The following is a 14,951-nucleotide window of genomic DNA, read 5'->3' on the forward strand; positions in this document are numbered from 1 at the left end:
GGGTGTCATGAGGAGGAGGCGTGCGGGCGTAGCGACTGGCACGAATACGCCGATCTTTTCACCGGACCCCTACCTGACCTGGAAGCGGAAGCCGTTCGGATCAGGACGTATGAGACGGTCCTCATTCCTGGGGTACTGCAGACGCCGGACTACGCCGAGGCCATCTTCAGGGCCGGGCGGGTGATCCCTCCCGAGCAGATCGAGCGCAAGGTCGCTTTTCGTATGGCTCGTCGCGGGGTGCTCGACGCCCCGAACGGGCCACTGCTGACCGCGGTCATCGACGAGCCCGCACTGCGGAAGGCCGTCGGTTCGCACGCGGTGATGGCCGAGCAGGTGCGCTTTCTGGTCGGGATGGCCGCGCACTACAAGGTGACCGTGCTGGTACTGCCCGATGAGGCCGGAGCCCACCCCGCCGCTGACGGTGCCTTCACCCTGTTCGACTTCCCTCGCCCGGAACCGGGCATCGTCTCCATCCCCACCGTCGTGGAAGCCCTCTACGTGGAGGACCCGGCCTATTTCGATAGGCATACGCTGGTCTTCGACGCCGTACAGAACCTGGCGCTGGATCCGCAGGGTTCCCTCGACCTCATCGGTTCCATTGCCGCCGAGCACGACAAGAAGGCCTGACCATGCTGCTGGAGTTCCGTAAGTCCTCGTACTCGTCCGGTGGTGACAACTGTGTGGAGGTGGCCGACCTGCCCACCGGGGCGGCCGTTCGCGATTCGCAGAACCCCGACGCCGGGTACCTGCCGGTCGGCGCGGCCGAGTGGGTCGCCTTCGCCCGTGCCGCTTCGCTTCCGCGGGGCTGAAACACCCCGCGCCACACCGGCTCTCCACGGCGGGCTGTCGCCGGTCCGTGAAAGGGTCCGTGGGAGGACTTCCGGACGAGGGGGCGATGGTGTGACGAGTCTGGTGGCGCGCGTGCTCTCCCTGGCACTCCGGGTGGTGCGCAAACGTCCCATGGCGTCCGTGGAGGGCGCCCGGGAGTGGCTCTACGAACCCAAGGACGATCCGGACCCGCCCAGGTGGGTGGCGCTGCGCCACGAGGTCACCGAACGCAGGACCGGGGGGTTCGGCGTGTACACGGTCGAGCCCCGGGGCGGCGCCTGCGACAGGGCGGTGCTGTACGTGCACGGCGGGACCTACGTCAGTGAGATCTCGCCCTGGCACTGGGTGCTGATCTCCCGGATGGCCGACACGGGGTGCCGGGTGGAGGTGCCGCTCTACGGGCTGGCGCCCGAGCACACCTACCGGGAGGCCTTCGGTTTCCTGCAGGCCGTGTACCGGGAGCTGCTGGGACGCGTCGACCCGGGGCGGACCGTGTTCGCCGGTGACTCGGCCGGGGCCGGACTCGCCCTCGCCCTGGCGCAGACCCTGCCCGGGGCGGGCCTGCCCGGGCCCGCACGGCTCGTCCTGGTCTCCCCCTGGGTGGACCTGACCATGTCCAACCCCGACATCTCACAGGTCGACCCGGTCGACCCCTGGCTGAGCCCGGTGGGCCTGCTGGAGGCCGCACGCTCCTGGGCGGGCGGCGACGACCTGTCCCTGCCCAGGCTGAGCCCGGTCAACGGGGAACTGGCGGGCCTGCCGCCGATGGACCTCTACATCGGTACGCACGACGTCTTCCTGCCCGACACCCGACGCCTGCGGGACCTGGTGGCCGAGGTCGGGGGCACGGTGAACCTGAGCGAGGAGGAGGGCGCCTTCCACGTCTACCCCCTGGTCCCCGTTCCCGAGGGCAGCCGGGCGCGCGCCGAGATCCTGCGGACCGTCCAGGAGCTGTGAGCCTCCCCGGGCACCGGCCGCGCCCGGGGAGGCGGAATCAGCGTTCGACGGCGCGGATGATCCTCCCGCAGCGCCGTTCCAGCAGCCGGCAGGCCAGCCAGAAGAACCGGAAGGCCGGGTTGGTGGTCTGCCGGTGGTGGTACCGGTAGTAGATCTGCTGGCAGATCACCGCGAGGCGGAACAGTCCGAACACCTCGTAGAACGCCCACTCGCGGTCGGTGAGCGAGATCCCCGAGCGCCTCAGGTAGTACGCCACGGCCTCGGCTCTGGTCAGCATCCCGTCCAGGTGGGTGGGCTGGCGGCGGAACAGCCGGAACAGCGGGTCGTCATCGGCCTCCACCCAGTACGCCAGCGCCCCTCCCAGGTCCATCAGGGGGTCGCCCAGGGTGGCCATCTCCCAGTCCAGGAGACCGACCGGGCGGGTGGGGTCCCCGGCGTCCAGGACGACGTTGTCGAACCGGAAGTCGTTGTGCACGAGGCAGGTACGGCGGTCCGGGGGCTGGTTGGCGTCCAGCCAGTCCGTCACCCTCCCGAACGAACCCACGTTCCAGGTCCTGGCGGCCCGGTACCGCCTGGTCCATCCGGCCACCTGGCGTGCCACGTATCCCTCGCCGCGGCCGAACCCGTCCAGTCCCGCGGCCCCGGTGTCCACCGCGTGCAGGTCCGCGAGCAGGTCCAGCACGTTCACGCACAGCTTCCGGACCTCCCCGGGGGACAGGTCGACCCCGCGGGGGAGCTCCTTGCGGGGGATCGGCCCGGTGAGGCGTTCCATCACGTAGAACTCCGAGCCGATCACCGACTCGTCCCCGCAGAACGCCACCATCGCCGGAACGTACGGGAAGACCGGGGCCAGCCGGGACTGGACCCGGTACTCGCGCCCCATGTCGTGGGCGCTCCTGGCCTTCCTCCCGGCGGGCGGGCGGCGCAGGATGAGGTCCTGCCCCGGGTAGCGCAGCAGGTAGGTGAGGTTGGAGGCGCCGCCGGAGAACTGGCGTACCTCGGGGACGCCCTCCAACCCGGCGGTGTCCTCGGCCTGCCCGCGCAGCCAGTCGGCCACGGCGGCGGCGTCGAAGGCGTCCTCCGCGCGCACCTCGCGGGCGCCCGCGACACGGTCGTCGGGGGAACCGGTGCCGGGGGATCCGCTCATGCCAGCTTCCTGACCACGGACAGCGGCAGGCGCTTCATCAGGAAGCCGATCGGCGCCCAGGGCCAGGCCGGGACGTAGGCCCTCACCCTGCGCTTCTCGATGGCGGCGACCATGGCGCGCACACCGGTCTCGGTGTCCACCATGAACCGGGTCTTCTGGGCGACGTGCTCGTTCATCTCCGAGCGGATGTAGCCCGGGTAGACCACGGACACGTCCAGGCCGGGGACGCGTTCGGAGCGCAGCCCCTCGGCGATGGCGGCCACCCCCGCCTTGGTGGCGGCGTAGACGGTCATGGCCTTGCGCATGCCGCGCAGGGCCGACATCGAGGAGATCATCACCAGGTGGCCGCGGCCCTGCTCGCGGAAGATCCCCATGGCCGCCTCGGACTGGGCGAGGGCGCCCACGAAGTTGGTCATGGCGGTCTGCCGGTTGGCGTCGAAACGGCCCTTGCCGAGTGCGGCGCCCTTGCCCAGGCCCGCGTTGACGACGACACGGTCCACGGTGCCGAACTCGGCGGCGATCTCCCCGAAGACGCGGAAGACGGCCTCGTCGTCGGTGACGTCCAGCGCCCTGAGCACCACCCGGCGGTCGGGGTGGGCGGCGCTGATCTCGTCCTTCAGGGCGGCCATCTTCTCGGTGCGCCGGGCGCACAGGCCCAGGTCGTAGCCGAGGGCGGCGAACTGCCGTGCCATCTCGGCCCCCAGGCCCGCGGAGGCCCCGGTGACGATGATCGTTCCCTTGCTCATGACTGCTTCTCCGTGGTGTTCTTCTGGTCCCGCTCGACACGGCGGCGGACGCCTTCGGCCATCCGGCGCATCGTGCGGTCGTACAGGGGACGCATCAGGCGTTTGGTGCGCAGCGCGAGACGTCCCGCCCGGTCGGTGAGGATGACCGGCCTGCCCCGGTCGACGCCCTTCAGCACCTCGGCGGCGATGTCGTCCGCGGTCAGCTTCGATCTGTTGATCAGCCGTGCGGCGAAGGCCTCCACCTCGGGGTCCCGGCCGCTGAGGGAGGAGGCGAGGTTGGTGCGGAAGAACGTCGGGCACACCACGGAGGTGGTGATGCCGTAGGGGCCCAGTTCGTGGGTGAGGGTCTCGCTGAGCGCCACCACCGCGGCCTTGACCGCGTTGTAGGAGCTCATCACCGGCGGGTGGACGAGCCCGGCGGCCGAGGCCGTGTTGACGATGTGCCCCGAGCCCTGCCGTTTGAACAGCGGGGTGAAGGTGCGGCAGCCGCGGACCACGCCGAACAGGTTGATCTCGGTGATCCAGCGCCAGTCCTCGACGGTGAGGACGTCGATCCGTCCGCCCGCCGCCACCCCGGCGTTGTTGACCAGGACGTCCAGGCCGCCCCAGGTGTGTTCGACGCGGTCGAGGGCGGTGGCCCAGTCCTCGTCACGGGTCACGTCCAGGCGCAGGTACCCGACGCCCTCGGGGAGGGTGTCGGGGGCGTGTTCGGCGAGGTCGGTGGCGATCACCCGGTCGCCGCGTGCGGCGAGGGCCCGGACGAGGGCGGCGCCCAGGCCGGAGGCGCCGCCGGTGACCAGGACGCGGCGTGCGGTGCCGGTGGGGCGGGTCATCTCCTGGCTCCGTGCTTCATGAGTTCGAGGCGGGCGACGACCCCGCGGTGGACCTCGTCGGGACCGTCGGCCAGGCGCAGGGCCCGCGCGCTGGTCCAGGCCCCGGCCAGCGGGAAGTCGTTGGACATGCCCGCCCCGCCGTGCAGCTGGATGGCGAAGTCGATGACCTGTTGGGCCATGTTCGGCACGGCCACCTTGATCTGGCTGACCTCGCTGAGGGCGTTGCCGGGGCCGCCCTGGTCGAGTTTCCAGGCCGCGTTGAGTACCAGCAGGCGGGTGGAGTCGATGGCGATACGGGCGTCGGCGATCCGCTCGCGGTTGCCGCCCAGGTTGGCGATCGGCTTGCCGAAGGCGGTCCGTGACAGGCCGCGCTGGCAGGCCAGTTCGAGGGCCCGCTCGGCCAGGCCGATCAGGCGCATGCAGTGGTGGACGCGGCCCGGGCCCAGACGGCCCTGGGCGATCTCGAAGGCGCGGCCGGGGCCGGCGATGACGTTGGCCAGGGGCACCCGGACGTCGGTGAAGGTGACCTCGCCGTGGCCGCCGGGTTCGTCCTGGAAGCCCATGGTGTCCAGTTGGCGCTCGACGCGCACACCGGGGGCGCTGCGGGGGACGATGACCATGGTGTGCCGGTGGTGGCGGTCGGCCCCGGGGTCGGTGAGGCCCATGACGATGAGCATCTCGCAGTCGGGGTGGCCGATGCCGGTGGCCCACCACTTGCGGCCGTTGACCACGACCTCCTCGCCCACGACCTCGGCGCGCAGTTCCATGTTGGTGGCGTCGGAGGAGGCGACGCCGGGTTCTGTCATACAGAACGCGCTGCGGATGCGTGCGTCCAGGAGCGGTTCCAGCCACTGCTCCTTCTGCTGCTCGGAGCCGTAGCGCAGGAGCACCTCCATGTTGCCGGTGTCGGGGGCGTCGCAGTTGAACACCGCCGGGGCCAGGTGTGACCGGCCGGTGAGCTCGGCGACGGGGGCGTAGTCGGTGTTGCTGAGCCCGGCCCCGCCGAGGGTGCCGAAGCGTTCGGCGTAGGGGCCCTCGTGCCCCGCGGGCAGGAAGAGGTTCCACAGGCCCCGGGCGCGGGCCCTGGCGCGGAGCTCCCCGATGACGGGGAGGGGCTGCCAGGGGTCGCCGTCGGCCCTGAGGGCGGCCAGGTCGCGGTGGTAGGCCTCCTCGACGGGGTCGATCTCGGTCTCCGTGAAGGCGCGGACCCGCTCGACGAGGTCGGTGGCGCGGGGGGAGGGTGCGAAGTCCATGCCGTTGACACTACGTCCTTATTGAGCAATGCTCAATAGTGTGAGCGCAGGAGAGCCGCGCCGGACGCGGATGACCCAGGACGAACGCAGGCGCCAACTGGTCGGGATCGGCCTGAGAATGCTGGTGGAACGGCCCATCCAGGAAGTGGCGGTCGACGAGGTCGCCAGGGAGGCCGGGATCTCCCGGGGGCTGCTGTTCCACTACTTCCCGAACAAGACCGCCTTCCACGAGGCGGTCGTGGCGGCCGCCGGGCGCCGGGTGGTGCGCAACACCGCCCCCGACGAGGCACTGACCGGCTGGGACGCGGTCGCCCAGTTCGTCGAGCGCTACCACGAGCAGGTGGACCGGCGGCGGGAGTCCTACCTGGCGCTGGTGTTCGGCGGAGGGCCGGTGACCCTGGACGGCGGGCTGGTGGAGGGCCTGCGGGACTCCATGGGTACCCGCGTGTGCGCCCTGCTCGGCCTCACCGGGTCCTCGGGCCCGGTCGCCCGTGCCTGGACCGCCTACGTGGAGGCGCGCGCCCTCCAGTGGACGGCCGTCCCAGCCGCGGAGCGGGTCACGGACCTGGCGGCGGAGGCGGACCACTGCGTCCGCGCCCTGAGGGCCCTGCTCGACCTCGGCTGATCCCGGGCCGGTCCAGGGAAGCCGTCCCCGCGGGGACACGGGGCGTTCTAGGATGCGCTCGTGAGCCAACAGACGACGCAGCACAGCAACCCCGGCCAGCACCACCCCCACGAGGGCGCGGTCCGCGAGGTCCCCACCGGGAGCAACGCCACGGAACTCGTGTACGCACCGGAGCGGGACGGGCTCGCCGACGCGGGCGAGATCGTGTGGACCTGGGTGCCCTACGAGGAGGACGCCACCCGGGGCAAGGACCGCCCCCTCCTGGTGGTGGGCCGCAGGGGCGACCGCCTGCACGGCCTCATGCTCTCCTCGCGGACCCCCGGCGAACACGAGCACCAGGACTGGCTGCCGATCGGCGCGGGCGCCTGGGACCGGGAGGGCCGCGACTCCCACGTTCGGGTGGACCGGCTCTTCGAGCTCGACGAGTCGGCCGTCCGACGCGAGGCCGCGGTCATGGACGAGGAGCTGTTCTGGAGGATCGCCGCGGTCCTGCGCGAACGCTACGGCTGGCGCTGATCCCGCGGATGCACCGGGCCCTCACCTGCCCCCGTGCGGGTGAGGGCCGCGGCGATCTCGTCCAGGTCCTCCCCGGTGAGTTCCAGGGAGGCGGCGGGCAGCCACCCGTCGACCTGCTCGGGCCGACGCGCACCCACGATCGCCCCGGTCACACCCTCCCAGGCCAGGGTCCAGGCCACGGCGACGGCGGCGACCGGCACCCCGTGCCGCTCGGCCACGGGTCCGAGGGCGCGTGCCACGGACAGGTTCCTCTCCAGACCAGTGGTGAAGTCCGGGGCGGTCCTGCGCCAGTCGGTGTCCGGCAGGGTGGCCACCCGGTCGGCGGAGAACTCCCCGCTGAGCAGGCCCGAGTGCATGGGCTGGTAAACGATCGCTCCACTGCCGTTGCGCGCCGCCCAGGCCAGGTCGGGGGCGGCCCCGCGGGACAACAGGGAGAACTGGGGCTGGATCGCGTCCACGTGCGCGATGGTGTCGGCTTCGGCCAACCGGTCCGCACCGTGGTTGGACAGCGCGATCGCGCCGACCTTGCCCTCCTGCCGCAGTTCGGCGAAGGTCGCCCAGTACTCGGCCAGGGGCACGGCGTCCGGTGAGGGTGCGCCCGGCGGCGTCTCGAAGTCGAGGGGGAGGCCGTCACCGGGCCAGTGCGCCTGGTACAGGTCGATTCGCTCCACCCCGAGGCGGCGCAGGGAGTCCTCCAACTCGCGGCGGACGCTCTTGGGGTCGAGGATCTTGCGTGGCGGGGCGAGGGGGTCCGCGTCGTCCCAGACCAGCCCGGCCTTGGTGAACACGAAGGGCCGGTCGGCCTCGGGGAGGGCGCGCAGGGCGGCGCCCACGACCTCCTCGGAGTGGCCCAGGCCGTAGACCGGCGCGGTGTCGATCCAGTTCACCCCGGACTCGACCGCGTGCCGAATGGCGGCGATCGACTCCAGGTCGTCCTGCGGACCCCAGGCGAACTTCCACCCGGTGCCGCTGATCGCCCAGGCTCCGAATCCCACGGTGGAGATCTCCAGCCCGGCGAGGGTGCGTGTGGCCAGCGTCATCGAACGCTCCGTCCTTGTCGACTGCGCCCAGGTTCGTTCCTGCCGGGGGCCGGTACCAGGGCGGGCCGATCCTGGTCTCGCGGTGACCACCACGGGCCGGGCCCGGCCGGTGATACTGGGAACGTGGACAGACGATCCGAACTCTCCGACTTCCTGCGCTCCCGCCGGGCCCGCCTGAGCCCGGAGGACGTGGGCCTGCGCGACTACGGGGGCCGAAGGAGGGTCCCCGGTCTGCGCCGGGAGGAACTCGCCCAGGTCGCCGGCCTCAGCGTCGACCACTACGTGCGCCTCGAACAGGGCCGTGCCCTGCGTTTCTCCCCGGAGGTGCTCGACGCGGTCGCCCGTGTTCTCCGTCTCGACCCGAGCGAGCGCGAGCACCTGTACAACCTCGCCGTCCCGGAGGCCGGACGGGGCGGGGGCGCGGGACAGCGGGTCCGCCCGGGCCTGGTCCGGCTGTTGGCGGCCGCCGAGGGGGTGCCCGCCTACGTGGTGGGCCGCCGCGCCGACGTTCTGGCCTGGAACCGCCTCGCCGGTGCCCTGTTCGCCGACTTCGACGCGTTGCCTCCGAACCACCGCAACCTGGCTCGCCTGCTGTTCCTCGACGAGGACTACGGGAGGGTCTACCGGGACCGGGACCGCAAGGCCGAGGACCTGGTGGCCTACCTGCGCCTGGACGCCGGGCGCCATCCGGGCGACCCGGTGACGGAGGCCCTCCTCGCCGAGCTGACCGAGCGCAGCCCCGAGTTCCGGCGCCACTGGGGCGCCCACGGGGTGCGCGACAAGACCCGTGGCCGCTACCGGTTGCGCCACCCCGCGGTCGGGGACCTCGACCTCGCCTACGAGACCCTGCGCCTGCCCGACGACCCCGACCAGGTCCTGGTCTTCCACACCGCCGATCCGGGGAGCGGGTCCGAGCGGGCGCTGGCCAAACTGCGGGCCGAGTCCGGCTGACCGGCCACGGCCCGGGGCGGCTCCGGAAGGGACCGGGCGTCCCACACTGTGGATAACTCCGTGTGTCCGGCGGCGGCGCGCTATACGCTGTGGGTGATCCCCCTGACCCGGTGCCCTTCGACGCGGCAGGGCCCACCGGACCGGGCGGCCTCCGACCAAGGAAGAAACCATGAGTGACATCGAGCGCGAGGTCCACGCGGTAGCCGAACGTGCCAGGGACGCGGCGGCCGACCTCGCCCCGCTCAGCCGTGCGGTGAAGGACGAGGCCCTGCTGGCCATGGCGGACGCCCTGGTCAAGCGGGCGGACGAGATCACCGCCGCCAACGCCGAGGACGTGGAGCGGGCCCGCGAGGCCGGTACCGGTCCGGCCATGGTCGACCGGCTCACCCTCGACCCGCAGCGGATCGAGGCCATCGCCGACGCCGTGCGCGAGATCGTCGAGCTTCCGGACCCGGTCGGTGAGTCCGTGCGCGGCGGGATCCTGCCCAACGGCCTCGACCTGCGCCAGATCCGGGTCCCGCTCGGGGTCGTCGGCATCATCTACGAGGGCCGCCCCAACGTCACCGCGGACGCCGCGGCCCTGTGCCTCAAGAGCGGTAACGCCGCCCTGCTGCGCGGCTCCTCCTCCGCCTACAGCTCCAACACCGCCATCATCGGGGTGCTCCGCGACGCCCTGGCCGGAACCGGGGTCCCGGTCGACGCCGTCCAGATGGTCCCGGGACGCACCCGGGAGTCCTCCAATGCGCTGATGCGGGCCCGCGGACTCGTCGACGTGCTCATCCCGCGCGGCGGCGGCTCGCTCATCCAGGCCGTGGTCCGCGACTCCACCGTTCCGGTCATCGAGACCGGCGAGGGCCTGTGCCACGTGTACGTGGACGCCGACGCCGACCTGGACAAGGCGGTGGCCATCACGACCAACGCCAAGGCCCAGCGCTGCTCGGTGTGCAACTCCGCCGAGACCCTCCTGGTGCACGAGGCCGTGGCCGAGGCCTTCCTGCCGCGGGTGCTGGCCTCCCTCGCCGAGGCCGGGGTGACCGTGCACGGCGACCCCCGCGTCCTGGAGGCCGCCGCCGCCAACCCGACCGGTGCCACGGTGGTCGAGGCCACCGAGGAGGACTGGGCGGCCGAGTACCTGTCCATGGACCTGGCCGTGCGGGTGGTGCCGGACGTGGACGCCGCGCTCGCGCACATCAGGAAGTACTCCACCCAGCACACCGAGGCGATCATCACCGACTCGCTCAGCACCTCCCGGTACTTCGTCTCCCGGGTGGACTCGGCAGCGGTGATGGTGAACGCCTCCACGCGTTTCACCGATGGTGGCGAGTTCGGTTTTGGTGCGGAAATCGGTATTTCCACCCAGAAACTGCACGCCAGAGGACCGATGGGGCTCCCCGAAATGACGTCCACCAAGTACGTGGTCACCGGAGACGGTCACCTGAGGTAATCACCCACCGTTGCTTCGACCTTGAACGGCCGCCCGGAGAACCGGGCGGCCGTCGCCGTTTCCGGCTACCCCGGAGGCGATCCCGTGCTCCAGGGGTAGCTTGTGCCACAACGACCGTTTTCCTTCTGGAAACCTGGACAGAAGCGAATCTTCTCCGGACAAGTATTCCCAAAGCGCTCGGCTCTCGGTACTTTCACTGTGGTGTCACACGGCGCTCTTCCCGCACCCCACCAGAGCGTCGGCCCCCACCGGTCACGACGAAAGGAAATCCCCCGCATGAAGCTCGGGAGTAAGATCGCGGCGTCCACCGCCACCGCTGCCCTGGCCATCGGCGGCGTCACCCTCATGGCCGCACCCGCCCAGGCAGACCTGGTCACCGTGTGCTCCGGACACGGCGGCGCGGTCACCCTGCCCACGGACCTGAAGGTCCCGGCCGGTGCGAGCTGCTTCCTGGACGGCACCGTCATCCAGGGCGACGTCACCGTCGAGGGCGACGCCAACCTGCACGTTCTCGGTGGCCAGATCGACGGAGAGGTCACCGTCTCCAGCAACGGTTACTTCGACGCCTCCGACACCTCCGTCGAGGGCAACGTGGTCAACTCCGGCTCCTACGGGACCTACCTGGAGGAGGGCACCTCGGTCGCTGGCCTGAGCGCCACGGCCGCCGAGGGCGCCGACAACGACGGCTTCGTCTTCGTGGTCGACGCCTCCGCGTCCTCCATCGACGCCCAGGTGGGCGAACTCTACGTCTCCGGTGCCCGCCTCGGCGGTGTGTCCGCTGACGGCACGGAGTACGCCGACATCTTCGACAGCGTGGTCCGCGGCGACCTGTCGGTCTCCGGTACCTCCTCCGGCGCCATCCTGTGCGACAGCGAGGTCCTGGGCGACGCGACCTACGCCGACGCCAGCGGCCCGGTCGCGGTCGGCGCGGGTGAGCAGGACGGCTTCTGCTCCTCCGTCAACTACGTCGACGGCGACCTGTCCGTCACCGGTGTCTCCGGCGGCGTCTACATCGACAACAACATCGTCGGCGGCGACCTGACCACCGCCCAGAACAGCCCGACCGCGCAGGTCGGCGACAACAACCGCGTCCGCGGCGGCATCATCACCGAGGAGGTGGCCATGCGCACGATGGCCGCCGAGGTGACCGCCGAGTTCGAGGAGCACGAGGACGAGCTGGAGGAGACGGTCGAGGAGATGCGCTCCGAGACGGTCGAGGAGGCCATGGAGGCCGGCCCCGCCTTCTAGGCGCTCTCCCGAGCGGCACGACCCGGCAGGGGCGGCCGCCCTCCCAGCACCGCACAGCGCCGACGGCCCCGCGCCGTCGGCGCTGTGCGCGTGCGCGCCCGGAAGGCCCACGGAAATCCCGAACCTCCACGGAAACCCCAATCACCCCATCCGCCCCGTACGTATACCGTGGCGGTGACGATGGTCATGCACCGGTGATACGTTCCGGGCATGGCTGACTCCGAACGGCGTGTCGTGGTCTCCGGTGGTTCCAGCGGTATCGGCAGGGCCACCGTGTTCACCCTGGCGAAGGAGGGGGACGAGGTGATCGCCCTCGGGAGGGACTCCGGGCGTCTCGCCGCCCTGGAACGCAGAGCCCGCGCCCACGGGCTCAACGTCACCTCCCGGGTCTGCGACCTCACCGACGAGAGCGCGGTCCAGGCACTGGCGGACGACCTGGGCGAGATCTCGGTACTGGTCAACAACGCGGGGACGGCGCAGGGCGCGCCCCTGCCCGGCACCAGCCTCGAACTGTGGGAACGCCACCTGAGCACCAACACCACATTCGCGTTCCTGCTGACCAGGGCCCTCCTGCCGGGCATGCTCGAACGCGACGAGGGGCGCGTGGTCTTCGTCGCCTCCACCGCCGCGCACACCGGCTCCCGTTACGCCGCCGCCTACACCGCCTCCAAACACGCGATGCTCGGCCTGGCCCGCTCCGTGGCCGCCGAGGTCGTGGGTACCGGCGTCACCAGCAACACCGTGTGTCCCGCGTTCGTCCGCACCCCACTGACGGAGCGGTCGGTGTCGCGCCTTGCCCAACGCACCGGTCGCGAGCCCGAACAGGCCGAGGCCGCTCTGGCCAGGACCAGCCCGTTGGGTCGCCTCATCGAGCCAGAGGAGGTGGCCGCCGCGATCTCCTACCTGGCCAGCCCCCTGGCCCGAGCGGTCAACGGACAGTCCCTGACCATCGACGGAGGCGGCACCCAGCGGTGAGCCCGTCCGGGCGTGCGCCCCGACCGGACAGCGGCGCCGTTTCGCCCTGTACCAGGAGGTCAGTGCGGCCGCCGTGGCCCCGGACCGGCCCGGTCGGCCCCACGCCCTCCGAGGCCTGCTGGGTTCCTCCAGCGAGACAGACGCCACCCGGTACCGGCGGCGTCCCGACCCACCCCGACCCAGGGAGAGCACGGTGGCAACCGCCTACGGTGAGCACCCCAGCCAGATCGTCCACCGCTGGGCGCCGCAGGGGACCGGCGCCCCCGCCCCCGCCCCCGTCGCCGTCCTCCTGCACGGCGGCTGGTGGCGGGACCTGCACGACGCCCGCCTGATGGACCCGCTCGCCCGTGACCTGTCCGCCGCCGGCTGGGCGGTGTGGAACGTCGAGTACCGGCGGACCGGGGCGGACGGCGGGGGCTGGCCGCAGACCCGCGACGACGTCGCCCGCGCCCTGGACCTGCTCGCCGCCACCGCCGCCGGGGACGAACGCCTCGACACCTCGCGTGTGGTCTCGGTCGGCCACTCCGCCGGAGGCCACCTCGCCCTGCTGACCGCCGCGGACTCCCCGGTCACCTCCGTGGTCCCGCTAGCCCCCATCACCGACCTGCGCCGCTGCGCCGAGGCGGGGCTGGGGGAGGGGGCGGTCGGCCCGTTCCTGGGCCCCGACCCCTCACCGGAGCTGTACGCCGAGTCCTCCCCGCTGCACCGGCTGCCGTTCGGCGTGCCCCAACTGCTGGTGCACGGCGCCGACGACCAGCGCGTCCCGGTCGGGCACAGCCGCGGCTACGCGTCCGCCGCCCGGGCCGCGGGCGACCCCGTCCAGTACCTGGAGGTCCCCGGGACCGACCACTTCGCCGTCATCGACCCCGCACGCGCCGCCTGGCGCGCGGTGCGTGAGACACTCGCCACCGGCTGGGGCTGACCCGGTCGCTCCCGGGCGTCCCGGACACACCACAGGGGCGGTTCCTCCGCGTCGGCGGCGGCCACCCCTGTGTCTGTCTCAACCCCTCGTTCCCCTCAGCCCCGGTCCTGCTCCCGTACCGGGCCGGAGCAGGTCAGTTGCTGTTGCCGCCACCGCTGCTGTCGTTGCCGCCCCCGCCGTTCCGGTCGCTTTCGGTACCGCCGCCCTGGCCTCCCCGCCAACGGTCGGCCACCGTGTCGAAGAACTGGCCCCCGGCGCGCCCGGCACCGCCCGCCACGTCCCGGATGGTCTTGACCAGCGGATCCGAGCTGCGGTTCCAGCCCTCCCGGTAGGACCTGGCCGCGTTGGCGGTCTCCTCGGAGACACTGGCGTCCCGGTCCGTGGCACGGCGCGGGTACTCCCCGTCGACGATCCGCTGGTAGTCACCGCTCTCGACCCACCGGTGCAGCTCGGCAACCCGGACCACCGCGAACGGGTGGCTCTGCGGAACGGTGGTCATCAGCTTGAGGACGCTGTCCACGGCGTCACCGCCGCTCTCGTACTCGCGGGCCTGTTCCATGAACGCGTCGGGGTTCATCTGGGACAGGTTCGAGCCACCGGCCAGCTTCATCAGGGCGCGCTTGGCGGCCTCGGGGTTCTGACAGGTCAGCAGACCGGCACGGTCGCTGGAGAGCTCCGACTTGCGCTGCCACTCGCGCAGCCCCGCGAGGATCGCCTGGATGGCGATGGCGCCGAGCGGGATCCACATGATCTTGGTGGACAGCCACACCAGCAGGAGGAGAATGGTGCGGTACACGGCGTGGCCGCTCAGCACGTGACCGACCTCGTGGCCGATGACGAAACGCTTCTCCTCGGCGTTGAACAGGTCGAACAGGCCGGTCGTCATGACGATGAACGGCTTCTTGCGGCCGATCGCCATGGCGTTGGGCTGGGGGTCCATCTTGACGTAGAGCTCGGGCACCTCGTCCAGGTCCAGGACGTAGGCGGCGTCGCGGAGGTAGTCGTGCAGCTCCGGGAACTGCGTGGGGCTCACCCGCACGGCGCTGGAGAGGAACATCAGGCGCAGCGAGCGCTCGTTGATCCGCCCGAAGAGGGACTTGACGAGGGTGTCGAACCCCGTCAGCGAACGCAGCGCGACCAGGGCGCCACGGTCCGCGGGGTGCTCGTAGGCACGAGGGGAGATGTCTGTGAGCCGGACACGTACGCGGTCTGGTGAGTTGGCCATATCGGCATGCTATGCGGCACGATGCCGCTTGGCCACGGTTTGCGGCGAACGAGATATGACGTGATTCCCCGGTGTTTCACGAAGCCCCGGGGAAGCAACGCGACACGGTCCTTGTTTGACCAGTTCCAGGGAGTGACACACCCGCGGCGCCGAAACGGGCGGACCCGCGAACCGTCGACGGTACCCGGGGTCGGCTAACCTCGGTTGGCCGAAACCGGCAACACGGCAGCGCCACTGCGAA

15 protein-coding genes and 1 pseudogene are annotated in these 14,951 nt (G+C 71.6%); 10 read left to right on the forward strand and 6 right to left on the reverse strand.

What is annotated here, in order from left to right; genetic code table 11:
• Nucleotides 1–12: 12 nt before the first annotated feature.
• The 3 genes and pseudogenes from IE195_RS17830 to IE195_RS17840 all read left to right on the forward strand — a co-directional run.
• Nucleotides 13–627 (forward strand): annotated as a pseudogene (locus IE195_RS17830) (DUF5753 domain-containing protein); the annotation flags it as partial.
• Between the two features lie 2 nt (nucleotides 628–629).
• Nucleotides 630–809 (forward strand): DUF397 domain-containing protein, encoded by a 180-nt coding sequence (locus IE195_RS17835; RefSeq protein ID WP_191272932.1) that lies wholly within the window; start codon nucleotides 630–632, stop codon nucleotides 807–809.
• Nucleotides 810–900: 91 nt separating this feature from the next.
• Nucleotides 901–1,785 (forward strand): alpha/beta hydrolase fold domain-containing protein, encoded by an 885-nt coding sequence (locus IE195_RS17840; RefSeq protein ID WP_229826280.1) that lies wholly within the window; start codon nucleotides 901–903, stop codon nucleotides 1,783–1,785.
• A 37-nt stretch (nucleotides 1,786–1,822) separates the two neighbouring features.
• Here the strand turns inward: IE195_RS17840 and IE195_RS17845 are convergent, their stop codons facing one another.
• From IE195_RS17845 to IE195_RS17860, 4 genes are read right to left on the reverse strand one after another with little or no spacing between them, the layout of a single operon-like run.
• The gene (locus IE195_RS17845) at nucleotides 1,823–2,932 is read right to left on the reverse strand and encodes a phosphotransferase family protein (RefSeq protein ID WP_191272934.1); all 1,110 of its coding nucleotides are present in this window, start codon (nucleotides 2,930–2,932) and stop codon (nucleotides 1,823–1,825) included.
• The gene (locus IE195_RS17850; RefSeq protein ID WP_191272936.1) at nucleotides 2,929–3,678 is read right to left on the reverse strand and encodes an SDR family oxidoreductase; all 750 of its coding nucleotides are present in this window, start codon (nucleotides 3,676–3,678) and stop codon (nucleotides 2,929–2,931) included. The genes IE195_RS17845 and IE195_RS17850 overlap by 4 nt, the downstream gene beginning before the upstream one ends.
• Nucleotides 3,675–4,511 (reverse strand): SDR family NAD(P)-dependent oxidoreductase, encoded by an 837-nt coding sequence (locus IE195_RS17855; RefSeq protein ID WP_191272938.1) that lies wholly within the window; start codon nucleotides 4,509–4,511, stop codon nucleotides 3,675–3,677. Before IE195_RS17855 ends, IE195_RS17850 begins: the two co-directional genes overlap by 4 nt.
• Nucleotides 4,508–5,764, reverse strand: a complete 1,257-nt coding sequence (locus IE195_RS17860; protein ID WP_191272940.1) for an acyl-CoA dehydrogenase family protein — start codon at nucleotides 5,762–5,764, stop codon at nucleotides 4,508–4,510. Before IE195_RS17860 ends, IE195_RS17855 begins: the two co-directional genes overlap by 4 nt.
• Before the next feature lie 40 nt (nucleotides 5,765–5,804).
• Between IE195_RS17860 and IE195_RS17865 the strand changes: the two genes are divergently transcribed.
• A complete protein-coding gene (locus IE195_RS17865; protein ID WP_229826281.1) occupies nucleotides 5,805–6,389 on the forward strand; it encodes a TetR/AcrR family transcriptional regulator in 585 nt (194 codons plus the stop codon).
• Nucleotides 6,390–6,449: 60 nt separating this feature from the next.
• Nucleotides 6,450–6,905, forward strand: a complete 456-nt coding sequence (locus tag IE195_RS17870) for a type II toxin-antitoxin system PemK/MazF family toxin (RefSeq protein WP_191272942.1) — start codon at nucleotides 6,450–6,452, stop codon at nucleotides 6,903–6,905.
• On the opposite strand, the gene IE195_RS17875 is transcribed toward IE195_RS17870, so the two are convergent.
• Nucleotides 6,890–7,945, reverse strand: coding sequence for an aldo/keto reductase (locus tag IE195_RS17875; RefSeq protein WP_191272944.1), 1,056 nt, complete (start codon nucleotides 7,943–7,945; stop codon nucleotides 6,890–6,892). The genes IE195_RS17870 and IE195_RS17875 overlap by 16 nt on opposite strands.
• Before the next feature lie 123 nt (nucleotides 7,946–8,068).
• Here IE195_RS17875 and IE195_RS17880 point away from each other — a divergent pair, with 123 nt between their 5' ends.
• From IE195_RS17880 to IE195_RS17900, 5 genes are all read left to right on the forward strand, one after another.
• The gene (locus IE195_RS17880; RefSeq protein WP_191272946.1) at nucleotides 8,069–8,896 is read left to right on the forward strand and encodes a helix-turn-helix transcriptional regulator; all 828 of its coding nucleotides are present in this window, start codon (nucleotides 8,069–8,071) and stop codon (nucleotides 8,894–8,896) included.
• A gap of 169 nt (nucleotides 8,897–9,065) precedes the next feature.
• Nucleotides 9,066–10,340 (forward strand): glutamate-5-semialdehyde dehydrogenase, encoded by a 1,275-nt coding sequence (locus tag IE195_RS17885; RefSeq protein WP_191272948.1) that lies wholly within the window; start codon nucleotides 9,066–9,068, stop codon nucleotides 10,338–10,340.
• A gap of 276 nt (nucleotides 10,341–10,616) precedes the next feature.
• A complete protein-coding gene (locus IE195_RS17890; protein ID WP_191272950.1) occupies nucleotides 10,617–11,588 on the forward strand; it encodes a hypothetical protein in 972 nt (323 codons plus the stop codon).
• A gap of 210 nt (nucleotides 11,589–11,798) precedes the next feature.
• Entirely contained in the window at nucleotides 11,799–12,563 is a 765-nt protein-coding gene (locus tag IE195_RS17895; RefSeq protein WP_191272952.1) for an SDR family NAD(P)-dependent oxidoreductase, read from the forward strand.
• Between the two features lie 193 nt (nucleotides 12,564–12,756).
• Complete coding sequence (locus IE195_RS17900) at nucleotides 12,757–13,485, forward strand: alpha/beta hydrolase family protein (RefSeq protein WP_191272954.1); 729 nt, start codon at nucleotides 12,757–12,759, stop codon at nucleotides 13,483–13,485.
• A gap of 133 nt (nucleotides 13,486–13,618) precedes the next feature.
• On the opposite strand, the gene IE195_RS17905 is transcribed toward IE195_RS17900, so the two are convergent.
• Nucleotides 13,619–14,710, reverse strand: coding sequence for a M48 family metallopeptidase (locus tag IE195_RS17905; RefSeq protein WP_191272956.1), 1,092 nt, complete (start codon nucleotides 14,708–14,710; stop codon nucleotides 13,619–13,621).
• Between the last annotated feature and the right edge of the window lie 241 nt (nucleotides 14,711–14,951).

Source organism: Nocardiopsis terrae, assembly GCF_014651695.1.
GTDB classification, from domain to species: Bacteria; Actinomycetota; Actinomycetes; order Streptosporangiales; family Streptosporangiaceae; genus Nocardiopsis; species Nocardiopsis terrae.

Coding starts and splice junctions, on each gene's coding strand:
- IE195_RS17835 (WP_191272932.1), top strand. CDS start 630: ATGCTGCTGGAGTTCCGTAAGTCCTCGTACTCGTCCGGTGGTGACAAC.
- IE195_RS17845 (WP_191272934.1), bottom strand. CDS start 2,932: ATGAGCGGATCCCCCGGCACCGGTTCCCCCGACGACCGTGTCGCGGGC.
- IE195_RS17850 (WP_191272936.1), bottom strand. CDS start 3,678: ATGAGCAAGGGAACGATCATCGTCACCGGGGCCTCCGCGGGCCTGGGG.
- IE195_RS17855 (WP_191272938.1), bottom strand. CDS start 4,511: ATGACCCGCCCCACCGGCACCGCACGCCGCGTCCTGGTCACCGGCGGC.
- IE195_RS17860 (WP_191272940.1), bottom strand. CDS start 5,764: ATGGACTTCGCACCCTCCCCCCGCGCCACCGACCTCGTCGAGCGGGTC.
- IE195_RS17875 (WP_191272944.1), bottom strand. CDS start 7,945: ATGACGCTGGCCACACGCACCCTCGCCGGGCTGGAGATCTCCACCGTG.
- IE195_RS17885 (WP_191272948.1), top strand. CDS start 9,066: ATGAGTGACATCGAGCGCGAGGTCCACGCGGTAGCCGAACGTGCCAGG.
- IE195_RS17890 (WP_191272950.1), top strand. CDS start 10,617: ATGAAGCTCGGGAGTAAGATCGCGGCGTCCACCGCCACCGCTGCCCTG.
- IE195_RS17895 (WP_191272952.1), top strand. CDS start 11,799: ATGGCTGACTCCGAACGGCGTGTCGTGGTCTCCGGTGGTTCCAGCGGT.
- IE195_RS17905 (WP_191272956.1), bottom strand. CDS start 14,710: ATGGCCAACTCACCAGACCGCGTACGTGTCCGGCTCACAGACATCTCC.